Below are 16,533 nucleotides of genomic sequence, written 5' to 3' on the forward strand. Positions count from 1 at the left end.
GTCATGTCACTCCCCGTCCGTCGTCGGCAGCAGCAGCCGCTCGACCAGCACGGTCACCTCGACCACCCGGGTGCCGGTGAGGGCGGCGACCTGCTCGGCCACCCGGTCCCGGACGATCCGGGCCAGCGCCGCCAGGTCGGCGGGGAAGGGAAGCTCCACGCCGACCCGGACGGTGGCGGTACGGCCCGGTACCGAGACGGAGACCTTGGGCGGGGCGCCGGGCGAGGGCAGTTCCGGGCAGGCGACGTCCAGGGCGTCGCGGGCCGCCCGGGCGGCGACCTTGACGAAGACCCGGTCGGCGACCCGCAGGCCGCCCCGCCGGCCGCGGGCCGGCGCCAGGACGGCCGGCATCAGCGCCGCCGGTCGCGGCCGCGCAGCATCTCACCCAGGGCACCGAGGTCGATGTCGCCCTCCAGCAGCCGGCCCACCACGAATCCGACCGCGCCGAGGACGGCCACCAGCAGGAAGGCGGCGAAGCCGCCGAAGTAGCCGGCGAAGCCGAGGGCCATTCCTGCCACCAGGCCGACGATGGCCAGGTTCATCCGCTGCTCCTCGTGTCTCCGGGTCCGCGTGGGTCCGGGTGGGTGGGGTCCGGGTGGGTCGGGTCCGGGGTGGCCCGGTCCGGCCGGGCCGCTTACTGCAGTTTGGGGCGCTGACCGGTGGAGCCGGTCTCGTCCTCCTCCTCGATGTCCGGCTCGTCGGGCAGGTGGACGTCGTTGACCGCGATGTTCACCTCCACCACCTCCAGGCCGGTCATCCGCTCGACCGCCGCGATGATGTTCTCCCGTACCTGGGTGGCGAGTTCGGGGATCACCACGCCGTACTCGACGACCAGGGCGATGTCGATCGCGGTCTGCTTCTCGCCGACCTCGGCCTTGATGCCGCGCCCCATGCTGGACTTGCCGCCGGGCACCTTGTCGCGCATCGCACCGAAGGTCCGGGTCAGGCCCGAACCGAGGGCGTGGATGCCCGGGATCTCGCGGGCGGCCATGCCGGCGATCTTCTCCACCACGCCCACGGCCAGCGCGGTGCGCCCGCGCTCGGCGGACGCCTTGTTGGTGGACGACCCGGACGATCCGGAGGAGGACATCGGGCTGCCGGCGGGGGCGGTCTTGTGCAGGGCTGCGGGCGTCGGCGTGTCAGGCATGGGGGATCTCCTGTCGTTGCGTGTCCAGCTATATCGCAAATCACCCCAACTCTGGCATTTCGCCACGTAACCCGCCCCCGGAAAGCACGGACGGCCCGACCCCTCCCGGGGCCGGGCCGTCCGCGTGCGACCGTTCGACGGCGCCTACGCCGGGTCGCGCGGCGGGTCAGTCGCCGATACCGGCGAGATCCCGCATCCGGCGGGCCTGCGCCACCCGTTCGGCCGAACGCTGCTCGTCGTACGAGCGGGCGCCGGCGCCCTGCAGCAGCGCCTTGGTCTCGATCACCGCGTTGCGCGGTGCCGCCAGCAGCGCGGCCGCGAGGTCGCGGACGGCGCCGTCCAGCTCGGCCGCGGGCACCGCCAGGTTGGCCATCCCGGTGGCCACCGCCTCCTGGGCGCCGACCCAGCGGCCGGTCGCGCAGATCTCCAACGCCCGCGCATAGCCGACGAGTTCGGTGAGCGGCTTGGTACCGGCCAGGTCCGGGACCAGCCCGAGGGAGGTCTCCTTCATGGAGAACCGGACGTCCTCGGCGACCACCCGCAGGTCGCAGGCCAGGGCCAGCTGGAACCCGGCGCCGACCGCGTGCCCCTGGACGGCGGCGATGCTGATCAGGTCGGGGCGCCGCCACCAGGTGAAGGCCTCCTGGAAGCCGGCGATGGTGTCGTCGAGGTCCTTGTCCTCGGCGGCGGCCAGCTGGATGAAGTTCCGCTCGCCCGGCAGGCCCTCGGGGGTGAACATCGCCCGGTCCAGTCCGGCCGAGAAGGAGACGCCCTCGGCCCGGAGCACGACCACCCGTACGGCGCCGGGCAGGGCGCGGCCGGCCGCGCTCAGCGCTCGCCACATGGCCGGCGACTGGGCGTTGCGACGCTTGGGCTGACAGAGCGTCACCAGGGCGACGTCGCCGTCGATCTCCAGTCGGACACCGTCCTGCTCCCAGGCCTCGGCCTGCGGGTCGGTGGCGGGAGTGGTCATGGGGCACCTCCGGCGGTGAAGGGATCGCGTGGGGACGCGCCGCCGAAGGGGTGGCGGCGGACCACGGCCGGCGGGCGGCAGGACGGCCCACCCGGTCGGCTACCGGAGAGTAACAAACTTGCGGGGGTGACGGCAGGGGCGCCCCCGAGGGCGCGTCCGTGCGCGCAGCGGGCACGTCCGGCCGGCATCGGAAGGAGGCCGGCGACGGCGACGGGGGCCGGACATGGCGATCGGCGGCCGGTTCGCCCGGCCCGGGGGCGGACGACCCTCACGTCGTCTCCCCGGCCGGCGCCCTGCCGCCGATACGTCCTGATCCTCCGACCGCGCTCCTGCGCGCAGCTTCCGGCACGGCGACCACGACCCACCTTTCGGGTCCGCTCAACGGTCGCACCGCCGCCCGGCATGACGTAATGTCAGGAACCAGCTCCTGCAGTAGCCTTGTTCTTGCCCCGCGTGGCACCGCCGCGGCCCCGGAGAATCACTCCGGACTCGCTCAGCATGCGGTGCACGAAGCCGTACGAGCGACCGGTCTCCTCCGCCAGCGCGCGAATGCTCGCTCCGGAGTCGTATTTCTTCTTCAGATCGGCCGCGAGCTTCTCACGCGCGGCACCGGTCACCCGGCTGCCCTTTTTCAGAGTCTCGGCCACCCGTGCCTCCTCGTAGCGTTGCTCGGTCAGATTCCCATGATCACCCATCGACCGCGTCCTGGCCACCCATTCGACAAGGTGGATGTACGCAAGGACCGCCCGTCGGTGGTGATCGCAGCGCACTACGGCGCTCACGCTGGGTGCACGCGCCCCTGCTCGGAGTGCCGCCCCGACGGCGAAAGAGCTGATCAGCACGGCCGGCCCGACCAAGGACCGACACGAGGGCTACGAGATCCCACACAAACGGAATCCCCGACCACTTCATTCCCGGACACACCGGGAGGACCAGTTCTTCTCGTACCGATGGACTACCCCGCGTCCACCCGACGTCACCCTGCGGTCATGACGGCAGGACGCCCGGGCGAGTGCGTACCGGTCCGGCCCCGCCGACGGGCGCGCCCATGGGAAGAGCCCCCGCGAATGCGGGGGCTCCCGAGGTCACCGTACGGTCAGGCCAGCGAGACGAGGTCCGCGTAGGCGGGGCTCCAGAGGTCCTCGACACCGTCCGGGAGCAGGATGATCCGCTCCGGCTGGAGCGCGTCCACCGCGCCCTCGTCGTGGGTGACCAGGACGACGGCGCCGCTGAACTCGCGCAGCGCGCCGAGGATCTCCTCGCGGCTGGCCGGGTCGAGGTTGTTGGTGGGCTCGTCGAGCAGCAGCACGTTGGCGCTGGAGACCACCAGCGAGGCCAGCGCCAGACGGGTCTTCTCACCGCCGGAGAGCACCCCGGCCGGCTTGTCCACGTCGTCGCCGGAGAACAGGAACGACCCGAGGATCTTGCGGATCTGCACCAGGTCGGTGTCCGGGGCGGAGGAACGCATGTTCTCCAGCACCGTCCGCTCCGGGTCCAGCGTCTCGTGCTCCTGGGCGTAGTAGCCGATCTTCAGGCCGTGGCCGGGGATCACCTCGCCGGTGTCCGGCTGCTCCACGCCCGCGAGCATCCGCAGCAGGGTGGTCTTGCCGGCGCCGTTCAGGCCGAGGATGACGACCCGCGAACCGCGGTCGATCGCCAGGCCCACGTCGGTGAAGATCTCCAGCGAGCCGTACGACTTCGACAGGCCCTCGGCCATCAGCGGGGTCTTGCCGCAGGGGGCCGGGTCCGGGAAGCGCAGCTTGGCGACCTTGTCGGAGACCCGGACCTGCTCCAGGCCGGCGAGCAGCTTCTCGGCGCGGCGGGCCATGTTCTGCGCGGCCACCGTCTTGGTCGCCTTGGCCCGCATCTTGTCGGCCTGCGAGTTGAGGGTCGCGGCCTTCTTCTCGGCGTTGGCGCGCTCGCGCTTGCGGCGCTTCTCGTCGTCCTCGCGCTGCTGCTTGTACTGCTTCCAGCCCATGTTGTAGATGTCGATCGCGGCCCGGTTGGCGTCCAGGTAGAACACCTTGTTGACGACCGTCTCGACCAGCTCGACATCGTGGGAGATCACGATGAAGCCGCCCTTGTAGGTCTTCAGGAAGTCCCGCAGCCAGGCGATCGAGTCGGCGTCGAGGTGGTTGGTCGGCTCGTCGAGCAGCAGGATGTCGGCGTCCGAGAAGAGGATCCGGGCCAGCTCGACGCGGCGGCGCTGACCACCGGAGAGGGTGTGCAGCTCCTGGCCGAGGATGCGGTCCGGCAGGCCGAGGGCGGCGGCGATGGTCGCGGCCTCCGCCTCGGCGGCGTACCCGCCCTTGGTGAGGAACTCGGTCTCCAGATTGGAGTACTTCCGCATCGCCTTGTCGCGGGTGGCGCCCTTGCCGTTGGCCATCCGCTCCTCGTTCTCGCGCATCTTCTTCAGCACGGTGTCGAGGCCGCGGGCGGAGAGGATCCGGTCGCGGGCCAGCACGTCGAGGTCGCCGGTGCGCGGGTCCTGCGGGAGGTAGCCCACCTGGCCGGAGTTGGTCACCTGGCCGCCGGCCGGGATGCCCTCGCCGGCCAGCACCTTGGTGAGCGTGGTCTTGCCGGCACCGTTGCGGCCGACCAGGCCGATCCGGTCGCCGGGGGCGATCCGGAAGCTGGCGGACTCGATCAGGACGCGGGCGCCGGCACGCAGTTCGAGGGCGTTCGCGGAAATCATGGCTGGGTACTCCTGGGGCGTGGGCGGGCGCGGGCAAGCGGCGAACCCCAGGGGCTGGGGGTACCGGGCCGGAGCGGCGGCGGGGATGAAGGGGCGGCGTCACGGAACACGGCCGGCCGTCGGACGCACCGCCGAGGTGCACCGATCGACTCGCCGTCCCGCCCGCTAGTGCCCGGAGAAGTCAGCCATGCGGACCAGTCTACCGGGCGCCGCGCGAAGGCCCGAAGGCAATACCGCGCCGGAGCGGCGCACGACGGGCGCACGACGCGCACCGGGCGGGCGCGCGGCACGGCCCCGGCGGCGCGCTCAGGGGCCGGGGTTGGCCGCCGGCTCGGCGCAGGCGCCCTGCGGGCGGACGGCCGCGAAGGCCTCGGTCCGGCTGCCGCAGGCCGACTCCGGGGCGGCCGCCTTGGTGTCGAAGACCCGGCTGCCCAGGATCGGGCCGTCCTCGATCTGCACCCGCTGCCCGTCCAGTGCCCGCATCGCCACGGCCGGGCCGGTGGCCAGCTGCCAGTTGGTGCTGTCCAGGCGGTACCCGGTGATGCCGCCGAACGCCTGGTGGTTGTTGCTGCTGCTGCCGGTGCAGGTCCGCGGGACGAGCACGGCGTAGTTCGTCCGCACGGTGCGCAGCGGGTCGTACGCGCAGTTGCCCGCCGGGCGGTCGTTGTAACGCAGATCACCGTCGGCGTCGCGGAAGCCCATGGTCAGACCCGGCGTCACCACCGCCACCCACGGGCTGGCCTCGGGGACGGTGTACAGGGCGATGGCCGCGCGCTCCACGGCCAGCTGCTTGCGCTGCGTCTCGGTGCGCTGGGCGGCGCCGGTCTCGCCCTCGCCGCGCAGCCACTCCGCGAGGCCGGGCACGGCGCGGTGCCAGCGCACCTCGTGGTCGCTCGGGCGGACCGAGGTGACCAGGCCGTCGTCCCAGAGCACCACCGCGTCGTCGCCGGCCATCGCCAGGTACAGCGCGGTCGCGCCCTCCCGGCGGTAGGACCAGGCGTGCTCACCGCTGGCGGGGTCGTAGGCCTCCAGGCCGGGGCCCACCTTGAGCTCCAGCCCGGCGGTGTCCAGCGACTGCGCGGTCACCGGGCTCGCGTCCGCGCCGCCCGGCTCGGCCACCCGGTCGCCGAACGGAACCGGCTTGTTGGCATGCGCGGCCGCGCCCGCCAGCAGCACCAGCAGGACCGCCAGGGCAGGGAGGATCGAACGGGGGGTGAGAACACGCAGCGGCTTCCAGGACACGGGCGGAGCGTACCTTCCGTTCACCCCGCGAGTCAGCCGGACATCATCCGCCGTCCGTAGGACGGACACCCGTACGGGGGCCGTCCGGCCGGTCGCCGGACGCGTCGGCCGACCTGCGCCGTCGAGGGTGCCGGCGGGCGGACGGGCCGATCGGCGGCACTCGCCCGCGGGGCCGCGGCGGGCCGCCGGACTGTTACAGAGGTGGTACACAGACGCACCGCGCCCCGGAGCGGTTCCCGGCCCCGGCCGGCCGGGGCCGGAACGCCGCACGGCGCCTCCCGGAGGACGCCCGGCGGGGCTGCGGCGGGGCTGCGACGGGCTCCTGCGGCGGTGCTGCGACAGGCTCCTGCGCCGGTACGGAAGGGGAGTTCGAACGGCGTCCACTTTAGGGTGACATTGGGGTTTTCTGACGCCTTGTGGGCTTAGTGTCGCCAACGCGGGCCCGCTCTGCCGGGCCCGGCCTTGATGCCCACGAGGAGAGACCATGCGTTCTGGCCGGCTCACCCTGGCCGCCGCCGCGCTGCTCATGCTGACCACCGCGAGCGTCCCGGCCGGTCCCGCGCCCGACCGGTACGAGCGCGGCGCCCTCTCCGCCGACGGGGCCGCACCACGCGGCGCCGCACCCCGGCCCGCCACCCAACAGCCCCGGCACGAGCCGCCGTTCGGGGCCTTCGTCGGCTCCTGGGACCGGTACATCCCGCAGATCGGGCGCTACGCCCAGTGGCTGGGCAACGCCAACCTGCAGGTCGGCCACACCTACCTGGCCGGCAACAGCTGGGGCGACGTCGAGGGCGAGCCGGTGGTGCTCGGCCTCTGGTCGCAGTGGCGGCAGGCCGACCCCGCGCGCACCCTCGTGCTCGGCGTGCCGATGCTGGTGCCGAGCGAGGGCGGCGTCCCCGACGCCGAGGTGGCCCGGCTGCTGGCCCAGGGCGCGAAGGGCGACTTCGACCAGCACTTCCTCAAGCTGGCCCGCAAGCTGGTCGCGCTGGGCGGCACCGACACCGTGCTGACCCTCGGCTGGGAGATGAACGGCGTCACGTACACCCACCGCTGCAAGCCCGACCCGACCGCCTGGAAGGCCTACTGGCGGCGGATCGTCACGGTGATGCGCTCGGTGCCCGGGCAGCGGTTCCGCTTCGACTTCACGCCCAACCGCGGCCTGGACGCCATCGCCTGGACGCGCTGCTACCCGGGCGACGACGTGGTCGACATCATCGGCATGGACAGCTACGACCAGCCCGCCGGGGCCACCTTCGACGACTACGTCTCGGAGCCCTACGGGCTGCAGGACCAGGTGGAGTTCGCGGCCAGGCGCGGCAAGCCGGTCTCGTACCCGGAATGGGGACTGTTCCGCAACGGCGACAACCCCGAGTACGTCCGGCGGATGGTGGAGTGGATGCGCACCCACGACACCAGCTACCAGACCGTGACGGACTACTGCCCGCACGGGTTCTGGGGGTGCGACCGCAACCCGCGGTCGAGCGCGGTGTTCAAGCAGCTGATGACGGGTTCCCAGGGCGCGCCGAGCCCGGCCCCGGCGGCGTCGGCGCCCGTACCCGCTCCTGTTCCCGCCGGGCCGGCGTCGGCTCCGGCGCCGGCCGCGACCACCACGCCCCCGGCCCCGGCGGCGTCGGCTGCGGCGTCAGCTCCGGCGGCGGGCCGCTAGCGCCTCCTTGAGGCGCGGCAGCCGGGACCGCAGCAGCTCGACGGCGGCCCCCCGGGCCCGGGCCGCGAGCAGCAGCACCGCCACGGCCGGGGCGAGCCGGCCGGGGCCCAGCAGCAGCCGCTGGTTGGCCAGCGCGTCCGGGCGCCAGCGCTGCTTGTAGGGCTCCTGGCCGCGCAGCAGGCTCAGGACCGGGATCCCGGCGTCCACCACCTCGTCCAGGGCCGCGCCGAACAGCAGGCCGGCGATGTCGAGCCGCTCCCGCAGCGCCGGGTGCGCGCCGTAGAGGTAGAGCCCGCCGAAGGCCGGCGAGAGCAGCAGCAGGTTCACCGCCACCAGCTCCCCGTCCAGCCAGTACTGGTGCACGGCGGCGCGGCGGGCGGCGACCAGTCCGGTGGTGGACTCGGCCAGGTGCCGGGCGAAGCGCTCGGAGCGGTGCTCCGGGGTGACGCCGCGCTGCTGCCACTGCAGGAAGTGCAGCCGCAGCAGCCCGGCGACGGCCTCGGGCACCTCCTCGGGCGGGGTGGACCGGAACTCCACGCCCGACTCGGCGATCCGGCGCAGCTTGACCCGGCTGCGCTGGGCCGTCCGGCCCGGCAGGCGCTTGAGCAGCTCCTCCATCGGGACGGCCGGCAGGTACTGGCAGAGCGAGTCGGGCAGCCGATGCCGGGCGCCCCGCCAGTGCTCGAACAGCTGCTGGGCGGCCGCGTCGGGGTGCACCTCGCGCAGTTCCAGGCTGTGCCAGGGCCGGCTGAGCGGCAGCGCCGCGGCCAGCTCGGCGGCGGCCCGGGCCGAGCAGCCGTCGTCCAGCAGGACGTCGGTGAAGTCGATCAGGGCGCCGCCCAGGCCGGTCAGCCCGCCGGACAGCCGCCCGAGCCGGCCGGCCCGCCGCTGGAAGGCGCCGGCACCGACCAGCAGGCCGTCCCGCCGGACCAGGACCACCACCAAGGCCCCCGGGCGGCCGTAACTCCGCCACCAGGAGGCCTGCCAGGCGGCGCTCTGGAAGGAGGTGGCGGTGCGGCAGCGGGCGGCAAGGTCGTCCCACTCGGCGGCGAGGGCGCCGAGGGCCTCGTCGTCCCGGCGGATCTCGGTGGTCCAGCGCGGCGCGGCGGCCTGCGCGGGGAGGCCGGCCGCCGCCAGGTCCGCGGTCACCGGGTGCTCGCGGCCGGTTCGGCGGCCTGGTCCTTGCCCCGGGCCCGCCCGGCGGCCTCCCCGGCGGCGGCCGCCGGGGCCGGCACCGGCGCGGCCTGGGCGGCAGCGGCGACCGGAACGGGCGGCGCCACCGGGGAGGCGGCCGGGTCGTCGCCACGCCGGCGGGTCATCATCACCAGGGCGCCGATCAGCAGCCCGGCCGCGCCGCCCACCGCGACGTCCAGCTGCGCGGACGGGGAGGTCGGGCGGTCGGGCGCGGCGGCCGCCGCCAGCGGGACGAGCTTCACCCCGGTCTCCGGCGTGCGCGGGTTGGCGAAGGCGACCAGCGCCTTCGCCACCGCGTCCGCGGCCGTCGCGGCCTCCTTCGGCGCCGGGCCGGTGCCGGTGATCTCGATCATCGGCGCGTCCGGGGAGGTGGTGCCGTGCACCAGCTCCGACAGCTCCGAGGTGGAGTGCCCGCTCGCCGCCGCGGCCGGGGCGAGCACCTGCGGCTGGCCGGCCAGCCGGCCGTAGGCCTGGGCGAAGTTGACGGCGTTCGCGCCCTCCCCCGGGTTCTGCGGCACCACCACCACGTAGGCGTTGGCGGCGTACACGGGGTGCGCGACGGCCGCGTACCCGGCGCCGGCCGCGGCGCCGAGCGGCACCGCGAGGACCACCGGCCACCAGCGGCGGGCCAGTTGGCGAGCGCTCTGACGCAGTTCGGACATTCGGGGGCTCCGTGGGGTCGGCCGGCCCTGGGCGGGCCGGAGGTGACGGGATCGGGATCGGGCTCAGACGCCGCGTGCGGCGCCCGCGGGTGCGGACGCGGGGCGCGGCACCAGTCGGTCGTAGAGGGCGCCCAGGTCCGCGGCGGCGCGGGCGACGTCGTAGTGGGCCACCGCCGGCGCCGGGGCGAGCGGGCGGGTGGCAGCGGCCCGCCCCTCGTACAGCTCGCGCAGGGCCGCGGCGTAGGCGGCCGGGTCGGAGGGGATCCGGCGGGCCCCGGGAGCCGCCGCCGGGGGCAGCTCGTCCAGGGCCGGGCAGGCGCTGTGCCGGACGGGGAGGCCGGCCGCCAGCCCCTCCAGCACGCCCAGGCCGAAGGTCTCCTCGGTCGAGGGGGCGGCCAGCACGTCGAGGGCGGCCAGCAGCTCGGGCACGTCGTCGCGCTCGCCGGTGAACAGCACCCGGCCGCGCACCCCCAGCCGCTCGGCCCGGCGCTCCAGCGCGGCCCGCTCGGGGCCCTCGCCGATCAGCACCAGCCGGGGCCCCTCCAGCTCGCGCAGCGCGTCCAGCAGGACGTCGAAGCGCTTGCCGGGCACCAGCCGGCCCACCGCGCCGATCACCCAGCTGCCCTGCGGCAGCCCGAGGCCGTCCCGGATCCGGCGCCGGATCGCGGCGCGCTGCCCGACCGGCCAGGCGTACCGGGCGGCGTCGATGCCGTTGGGGATCAGCTCCACCCGGGACGGCGGCACGCCCCAGGCGTGCAGCGTCCCCTCCACCTGCCGGGAGACCGCCACCGTGGTGCGGCCCAGCCGCTCGGCGGCCAGGTAGAGCCCCTTGACGCCCGGGGTGACCGGGCGGCCCTCGATCACCCCGGGTTGCAGCGAGTGCTCGGTGGCGACCACCGCCCGCACCCCGGCCAGCCGGGCGGCCAGCCGCCCGTACAGCCCGGCCCGGTAGAGGTGGGTGTGCACCAGGTCGTAGCGGCCGGCCCGGACCAGCCGGACCAGCCGGGGCAGCGCCCCGACGTCCCGGTTGCCGCGCATCGCGAGGTCGTGGACGGGCACTCCCCCGGCCCGCAGCGCGCCGGCCACCGCGCCGGGGTTGGTCAGCGTGAGCACCTCGCAGTGCTGGTGGGCGGGCAGGTTCCGGACGGTCAGCAGCAGCTGGCGCTCGGCGCCGCCGGAGGCCAGGCCCGTGACGATGTGCAGCACCCTCATCGCGGGGACCTCCCGTGCCGCGCGGCCAGCCGGCTGCGGCGCAGCCCGGTCACGGTGTCGCGCAGCCGGTGGCGGCCGCGCTTGGCCCGCAGCCGCCAGCCGCCGTCGCGGTCGCCGACGTAGCAGCGGGGCAGCGCGAAGCGGCCGGTCAGCGGGGAGTGCGCGATCGCGCAGGCGTAGTCGTAGCCGGCGTCGCGGACGGCGAGGGTGGCGGCCAGGTCCACCGCGCCGTACGGGTAGCAGAAGCCGGTGACCGGGCCGCCGACCATCTCCTCCAGCGCCCGGCGGCTCTCCCTGGTCTGGGTCGCGAGCTGGTCGGCCGGCAGTCCCGGCAGCGCCCGGTGGCCCAGCCCGTGCGAGCCGATCTCCCAGCCGGCGGCGGCCAGCCCGGCCACCTGGTCGACCGTCAGCAGCTGCTTGCGCGGGCCGTCGGAGTCCCAGTCGTTGACCCGGCCGAGCAGGTCGGGCACCACGTACGCGGTGGCGGTGAAGCCGTACTGCTGGAGGACCGGGACGGCGTACCGGGCGAAGTCGGCGTAGCCGTCGTCGAAGGTCAGCCCGACCAGCCGCTCGGCCCGGCCCTCGGCCTGGGCCCGCATCAGCTCGCGGGTGGAGACGCCCCGGCGGCCGGTCCGGTGCAGCCAGTTCATCTGCTCGGCGAACCGCCCGGGGCTGACCGTCAGCAGGTACGGATCGTCCTTCTCGACGGCCACCGAGTGGTACATCAGGATCCACGGCGCCCACGGCGAGCCCGGCCGGGCCGCCGGCAGCGGCCGCCGCGGGTAGGGCAACCGGCCGGCCCGGACCGCGGGGGCCCGCCGGCCGGTGTCGTCCGGCACGGTTTGCGGCGCGCCGGCAGGGCGACGGCGCGGATCGGACAGGACCGGGCGTACCGGGCCCCGTTCAGCGTCCATGGGGCAGCTTCCCTTCATCGGCGATGGATGGCGGGCACAGGGCCCGGACGGCGGCGAGCACGGGGCCCCGCACCTCGGCGGCGCCGAAACCCGTGCCGAGCGCGGCGAAGGCCAGGGCCACAGTCGCCCCGCCCAGCAGGGTCGACAGCAGCGGGTCGGCGGGCATCCCGGCGGCGAAGGCGCCGGCCGCGGCCGCGCCGACGGCCGCCGCCAGCAGCCGGGCCTGGCCGCCCAGCACCCGGCCCACCCGGACGGCGATGCCGCGGAGCAGCAGCCCGCGCAGCAGCAGGGCGGCGGTCGCGGTGATGCCCGCCGCGTTGCCGGCCGCCAGACCCAGTGCGCCGTAGCCGGGGGTGGCGAGCAGTCCGACGGTGACGGTGACGCCGAGGCCGAGCAGCATCGCGGCGGCCGGGTACCAGTCGAGCAGCCGGCGGCCGCCGTCGTCGGGGCGGCGGTCGCCGGCCCGGCGGACCACCGGGCGGACCGAGAAGTACGGCCGGACCATCACCCCGATCAGGGCCTGCGCGGGCAGGCCGAAGCTGTACACCCGGATGACGGCGGCGGTCGCCGCGGTGTCCTGCGGCCCGAAGGCGCCGCGCTGGAAGAGCAGCGCGACCACCGAGGGCGCGCAGGCCATCAGGAAGGCGGTGCCGGCCAGCACGACGGCGGTGGCCTGGCCGAGGTCCTTCTCCACCCGGTCCCTGGCGGTGACCAGGTCGCCGGCCGCCAGCGCCCTGGCCACCAGCGGGAAGGTCACCGTGCAGATCAGGATGGCCGCCGTCATGGCGAGCTGGGAGACCTTGGCGGCGTAGTTCAGGTGCGAGATGGTGCCGGGCGGCAGGTCCGAACCGAGGTAGCGCTCGACGAAGACCTGCGCCTGCCGGGTCAGGGTGAACACCGCGACCGGGAGTATCGCCAGCGGGATCAGGACCAGGCCGTCCGCGCGCGGCCCCCTCCGCCGGCGGGCTGCCGGCCGGGCCGCACCGGCCCCCGGGCCGCGCAGCCGCCGCAGGAACGGGCCCACCAGCAGCGCGGCCATCAGCAGGCTGCCGACCGCCACGCCGATCGCCGCCGAGCGGACCCCCCAGATCGCGTTGCAGGTCAGCAGCACGGCCAGGATGCCCAGGTTGTAGACCACGTAGATGCCGGCCGGGGCGGTGAAGTTGTGGTGCGCGCGCAGCGCCGAACCCAGGTAGCCGGCCAGGCCGAAGGGCAGGATGGTGAGCGCGGTGATCCTGGTGCAGGTGACGGCGAGGCCGGGGTCGGGCAGGCCGGGGGCGAGCAGCTGCACCAGCTGGGGCGCGCCGAGGGCGGCGCCGAGCGACAGCGCGCACAGAGCCGCGAGCAGCCAGGGCAGCGTGGCCCGGACCAACTGCCGGACCGGGTCCGGGGATTCGGGGTTCTCCTCGCGCAGCACCAGGGCCAGGCTGAAGGCGGGCACCATCAGGAACGCCATCGCGTCCTCGATCAGCAGCGGCGCCGCCGTCTCGGGGACGGTCCAGGCCACCAGGAAGGCGTCGGTGCCCTGGTTGGCGCCGAAGAAGCGGGCCAGCAGCAGGTCACGGAGCAGGCCGAGGGCCGACCCGGCCGCGCTCAGCAGGGCGGTGACGCCGAAGGCCTTGACCAGGAAGCCGCGCCGGTTCGAGGCACCGGCCGGCCCGGCGGGCGGCGCGGCCCCGGCCGGGGCGGGCCCGGCCGGGGCGGGCCGGGGCTCGGCGGCGCGGGCCGGCGGCAGCGGCGCGGCCACCGTCGGGGCGGGGCGGTCGCCGTTCACGGGGCGGGCACCTTGGCGGGGGCCGGGGCGGGTCGCGCGGACGGCACCGGGGCGGCGGGCGCGGGCAGGGGTACGGCGGCCGTGCCGGGCCCGGCCGGCAGCGCCGTCCGGGCGGCGAGGCCGAGCACGATCGAGGTCAGCACCGTCGTGGTGCCGCCGATGTCCGCGTAGAGGAAGTCCACCAGCACCCAGGTGAGCAGTGCGAGCGCCGCCGTCCCGGTGCCCCGGGCCCGGCGCAGGCAGCCGGCCAGCAGGCCGAGGAAGAGCGCGGCGTAGGCGAGGATCCCGAGCAGGCCCTGCTCGCTGAGCACCAGGAAGTACATGTTGTGCGGGGAGAGCAGCGGCTCGCGCTGGAACCCGATGCTGGTGTCCTCCGCGTCGCTGCCCGAGGAGAGCCGCAACGGGGCGTGACTGTCCCGCAGTTGCTGGAAGGCCTTGGGGCCGGCGCCGGTCACCGGGTGGTCCTGCCAGATCCGCTCGGCGGTGCCCCAGAGGTCGTAGCGGTCGCTGACCGACTGGTCGGGCGCCGCCGAGACCGAGCCGATGCTGCTCAGCCGGGCCGTCACGCCGGAGGCGCCGAGCCCGAAGCCGCCCGCCAGCACCACCGCGGCGGCCAGCGCGAGCGCGGCGCCCCGCAGGGCCAGCCGGGCGTCGCAGCGCAGCAGCAGCACGGCGGCGGCGACGCCGGTGGCGATCCAGCTGCCCCGGCTGAACGAGACGGCGAGCGGGAACACCAGGAACGCCGCGGCCGCGAACATGGCCCGGCGCAGCCGGGCGTCACCGCCCGGGCCGCGCTCGGCCATCGCCAGCGCCAGCGCGGCCAGCAGGCCGTAGCTGACCACGCTGGACATCGCCATGATGTCCAGCGCGCCGAAGGTGCCGACCGCCCGGATCGGCTGCCCGATGTACGAGGCGCCGGTGCGGGTCAGGTACTGGTGGGCGCCGACCACGCCCTGGACCAGCGCGGCGAGCACGAAAGCGCCGAGGATCAGCCGCTGGTCGGTGCGGTCGCGCAGGGCGCACAGCACGGCGGCCGGGACGAGCACGAAGACCTGGGCGAGCCGGACGAAGCCGGTGACGCTGGCGGCCGGGTCGATCGAGCCGAGGGTGGCGACGGCGGCGGCCAGCACCACGGCGCCGAACAGGACGCCGGCCGTCCGGCCGAGCCGCGGGGTGCGGCCGCGGGCCAGGTCGAGCCCGACCAGGGCCACCAGGGCCAGCGAGGCGAGGTCGGCCGGGGTGACGTGGACGGCGGCGGTGACGTCCTTCTCCCCCGTCGGCACGCAGACCAGCAGGACGGTGGCGGCGGCGAGCAGGCTCGGCCGGGCCGACAGCGCGGCCGCTGCCCGGCGTAAGGCCGCGGCCGGTCCTGGCGAGGCGGGAGGGATGAGGGCCACGGTGGTCAGCTTCCGTCCGGGTGGAGCATCAGGGCTGCCGTCCGGAGCAGGATCTTGACGTCCTGCCACAGGCTCCAGCTCTCGATGTAGCGGTTGTCGAACCGGGCCCGGTCCTCGATCGAGGTGTCGCCGCGCAGGCCGTTGACCTGGGCGAGACCGGTGAGGCCGACGGGGACGCGGTGCCGGTCGGCGTACTCCGGGTACGCCTGGCCGAAGCGCATCACGAAGTACGGGCGCTCCGGCCGCGGGCCGACCAGGCTCATGTCGCCGCGCAGGATGTTCCACAGCTGCGGCAGCTCGTCGAGGGAGCTGCGGCGCAGCAGCTTGCCGACGGCGCCCATCCGGTGGTCCTGGGCGATGTTCCAGCGGGTGGCCGACTCGTGCTCGTTGCTGGGCCGCAGGGTGCGGAACTTGAGCAGGGTGAAGACCCGGCCGTCGAGTCCGGTGCGCTGCTGGCGGAAGAGCACGCCGGAGCCGGTGTCGCAGCGGACGGCCAGCGCGCAGGCGGCCAGCACCGGCGCCAGGGCGATCAGGCCGAGGCCGGCGGCGGTGATGTCGAGGGCGCGCTTGCCGGCCCAGCCGGGGCGGCGCATCGCGGGGCGGCCGATCCGCAGGCAGGGGAAGCCCCAGAGGTGGTCGCCGCCGCGCGGGCGGGCGCCCGCCGGGAGCGAGCCGTACTCCCGCAGGGCGGGGACCAACCAGACCTGGCAGCCCAGCCGGGCGGCCTCGCGCAGGGCGGCGGCGGTCTCCGTCCCGTCGGCGGCGCCCTCGGTGGCGAGCACGTGGTGGACGCGGTGGCGGCGGACCTCGCGTTCGAGCGCCTCGCGGCCGCCGAGGACGGGCAGCCCGGTGCCCTGGTCGGTCAGTACCGGGTCCGGGTCGAGGAAGCCGACCGGGCGCAGGCCGTACTCGCGGCGCTCGGTGAGCGCCGCGGCGACCCACTGGCCGAGCTGGCCGGCGCCGAGCAGCAGGACGGGGCTGGGCCGGCGGCGGCGGGCCTGGCGGATGAGGTGGTAGGAGACGGCGCGGCCGCAGCTGGCGAGCAGCAGGAAGACGCCGAGCAGGGTGAGCAGCCGTACCGGGGTGCCGGTGCCCCGGTCGGGCCAGCAGCCGTCGAGGCAGCCGGCCACGGTGACGGCGAAGGCGGTGGCGACCACGGACCGGGCCGCGAGGGCGGGGAGTTCGTCCAGCGCGGAGAGGCTGAGGCGGGTGCGGTAGAGGCCGCCGGCGAGGTTGAGCACCAGCAGCAGTGCCAGCAGGGTGCTGGTGGCGAGCAGCGGACGGTCGCGGTCGGTGGCGCCGAGGGTGGCGGTGCCGACCGCGGCGGCGGCGCCGAGGGCGAGGATGTCCACGGTGACCAGCGCGGCGGGCAGCGCGAGCCGGGAGCGGAACGGCCGGCGGTGGCGGCCGATCGCCGGGGTGGTCCGGGCCGGGCCGGCGGCGGCCGGGCGGTCCAGGACTCCGGTGGCGGGCCGGCGGGCGGCGCCCATGGGTCCGCCCGGCCTCGGCACGCTCTCGTGGTCAATGGTCATCAGCGCACGAACTCCCCTGCTGTGTGCCCGTGACGTCGGGAGTGCGGCTCCGGGGCCCCCGGGGCGGCCGTCCCGGCCCGGTGGGCGCGGTCCAGGTGGTACCTGCCGCCGCGAACGAATTTCGG

15 protein-coding genes are annotated in these 16,533 nt (G+C 75.5%); 1 reads left to right on the forward strand and 14 read right to left on the reverse strand.

The genetic code is table 11. The annotated features are described in order from the left end of the window. Positions 1 to 6: 6 nt before the first annotated feature. The 7 genes from OG689_RS12935 to OG689_RS12965 form a co-directional block, all read right to left on the reverse strand. Entirely contained in the window at positions 7 to 351 is a 345-nt protein-coding gene (locus OG689_RS12935) for a hypothetical protein (RefSeq protein WP_266320263.1), read from the reverse strand. Continuing rightward, the gene (locus OG689_RS12940) at positions 351 to 542 is read right to left on the reverse strand and encodes a hypothetical protein (protein ID WP_266320265.1); all 192 of its coding nucleotides are present in this window, start codon (positions 540 to 542) and stop codon (positions 351 to 353) included. Before OG689_RS12940 ends, OG689_RS12935 begins: the two co-directional genes overlap by 1 nt. Positions 543 to 634: 92 nt before the next feature. After that, on the reverse strand, positions 635 to 1,090 hold the full coding sequence (locus tag OG689_RS12945; RefSeq protein WP_266327068.1) for an Asp23/Gls24 family envelope stress response protein: 456 nt from the start codon (positions 1,088 to 1,090) through the stop codon (positions 635 to 637). Between the two features lie 223 nt (positions 1,091 to 1,313). Next, positions 1,314 to 2,120 (reverse strand): enoyl-CoA hydratase/isomerase family protein, encoded by an 807-nt coding sequence (locus tag OG689_RS12950; protein ID WP_266320266.1) that lies wholly within the window; start codon positions 2,118 to 2,120, stop codon positions 1,314 to 1,316. A 413-nt stretch (positions 2,121 to 2,533) separates the two neighbouring features. Then, entirely contained in the window at positions 2,534 to 2,767 is a 234-nt protein-coding gene (locus tag OG689_RS12955; protein ID WP_030059940.1) for a helix-turn-helix domain-containing protein, read from the reverse strand. Between the two features lie 449 nt (positions 2,768 to 3,216). Continuing rightward, a complete protein-coding gene (locus tag OG689_RS12960) occupies positions 3,217 to 4,815 on the reverse strand; it encodes an ABC-F family ATP-binding cassette domain-containing protein (protein ID WP_266320270.1) in 1,599 nt (532 codons plus the stop codon). Positions 4,816 to 5,121: 306 nt separating this feature from the next. Further along, on the reverse strand, positions 5,122 to 6,057 hold the full coding sequence (locus OG689_RS12965) for a hypothetical protein (protein WP_266320271.1): 936 nt from the start codon (positions 6,055 to 6,057) through the stop codon (positions 5,122 to 5,124). A gap of 484 nt (positions 6,058 to 6,541) precedes the next feature. On the opposite strand from OG689_RS12965, the gene OG689_RS12970 reads away from it, so the two are divergent. Continuing rightward, on the forward strand, positions 6,542 to 7,723 hold the full coding sequence (locus OG689_RS12970; RefSeq protein ID WP_266320272.1) for a glycosyl hydrolase: 1,182 nt from the start codon (positions 6,542 to 6,544) through the stop codon (positions 7,721 to 7,723). Here OG689_RS12970 and OG689_RS12975 read toward each other — a convergent pair. The 7 genes from OG689_RS12975 to OG689_RS13005 all read right to left on the reverse strand — a co-directional run bounded on the left by OG689_RS12975 (position 7,700) and on the right by OG689_RS13005 (position 16,408). Then, entirely contained in the window at positions 7,700 to 8,872 is a 1,173-nt protein-coding gene (locus OG689_RS12975; protein WP_266320273.1) for a GNAT family N-acetyltransferase, read from the reverse strand. The genes OG689_RS12970 and OG689_RS12975 overlap by 24 nt on opposite strands. Further along, the gene (locus OG689_RS12980) at positions 8,869 to 9,579 is read right to left on the reverse strand and encodes a Wzz/FepE/Etk N-terminal domain-containing protein (RefSeq protein WP_266320275.1); all 711 of its coding nucleotides are present in this window, start codon (positions 9,577 to 9,579) and stop codon (positions 8,869 to 8,871) included. The genes OG689_RS12975 and OG689_RS12980 overlap by 4 nt, the downstream gene beginning before the upstream one ends. 63 nt (positions 9,580 to 9,642) lie before the next feature. Then, positions 9,643 to 10,791, reverse strand: coding sequence for a glycosyltransferase (locus OG689_RS12985; RefSeq protein WP_266320276.1), 1,149 nt, complete (start codon positions 10,789 to 10,791; stop codon positions 9,643 to 9,645). Beyond that, positions 10,788 to 11,705, reverse strand: coding sequence for a polysaccharide deacetylase family protein (locus OG689_RS12990; RefSeq protein WP_266320278.1), 918 nt, complete (start codon positions 11,703 to 11,705; stop codon positions 10,788 to 10,790). The genes OG689_RS12985 and OG689_RS12990 overlap by 4 nt, the downstream gene beginning before the upstream one ends. Further along, positions 11,695 to 13,479, reverse strand: coding sequence for a lipid II flippase MurJ (locus tag OG689_RS12995; RefSeq protein WP_266320279.1), 1,785 nt, complete (start codon positions 13,477 to 13,479; stop codon positions 11,695 to 11,697). The genes OG689_RS12990 and OG689_RS12995 overlap by 11 nt, the downstream gene beginning before the upstream one ends. Beyond that, entirely contained in the window at positions 13,476 to 14,876 is a 1,401-nt protein-coding gene (locus OG689_RS13000; RefSeq protein WP_266320280.1) for an O-antigen ligase family protein, read from the reverse strand. The genes OG689_RS12995 and OG689_RS13000 overlap by 4 nt, the downstream gene beginning before the upstream one ends. A 5-nt stretch (positions 14,877 to 14,881) precedes the next feature. Beyond that, entirely contained in the window at positions 14,882 to 16,408 is a 1,527-nt protein-coding gene (locus OG689_RS13005) for a sugar transferase (RefSeq protein ID WP_266320281.1), read from the reverse strand. Positions 16,409 to 16,533: the final 125 nt, after the last annotated feature.

Origin of the sequence: Kitasatospora sp. NBC_00240, assembly GCF_026342405.1 — a bacterium.
In the GTDB taxonomy this organism is placed as follows: domain Bacteria; phylum Actinomycetota; class Actinomycetes; order Streptomycetales; family Streptomycetaceae; genus Kitasatospora.

What these genes read in the sequence shown, in the direction of transcription:
- OG689_RS12935 (WP_266320263.1), bottom strand. Translation starts at nt 351, where the DNA reads ATGCCGGCCGTCCTGGCGCCGGCCCGCGGCCGGCGGGGCGGCCTGCGG.
- OG689_RS12940 (WP_266320265.1), bottom strand. Translation starts at nt 542, where the DNA reads ATGAACCTGGCCATCGTCGGCCTGGTGGCAGGAATGGCCCTCGGCTTC.
- OG689_RS12945 (WP_266327068.1), bottom strand. Translation starts at nt 1,090, where the DNA reads ATGTCCTCCTCCGGATCGTCCGGGTCGTCCACCAACAAGGCGTCCGCC.
- OG689_RS12950 (WP_266320266.1), bottom strand. Translation starts at nt 2,120, where the DNA reads ATGACCACTCCCGCCACCGACCCGCAGGCCGAGGCCTGGGAGCAGGAC.
- OG689_RS12960 (WP_266320270.1), bottom strand. Translation starts at nt 4,815, where the DNA reads ATGATTTCCGCGAACGCCCTCGAACTGCGTGCCGGCGCCCGCGTCCTG.
- OG689_RS12970 (WP_266320272.1), top strand. Translation starts at nt 6,542, where the DNA reads ATGCGTTCTGGCCGGCTCACCCTGGCCGCCGCCGCGCTGCTCATGCTG.
- OG689_RS12980 (WP_266320275.1), bottom strand. Translation starts at nt 9,579, where the DNA reads ATGTCCGAACTGCGTCAGAGCGCTCGCCAACTGGCCCGCCGCTGGTGG.
- OG689_RS12985 (WP_266320276.1), bottom strand. Translation starts at nt 10,791, where the DNA reads ATGAGGGTGCTGCACATCGTCACGGGCCTGGCCTCCGGCGGCGCCGAG.
- OG689_RS12990 (WP_266320278.1), bottom strand. Translation starts at nt 11,705, where the DNA reads ATGGACGCTGAACGGGGCCCGGTACGCCCGGTCCTGTCCGATCCGCGC.
- OG689_RS13005 (WP_266320281.1), bottom strand. Translation starts at nt 16,408, where the DNA reads ATGACCATTGACCACGAGAGCGTGCCGAGGCCGGGCGGACCCATGGGC.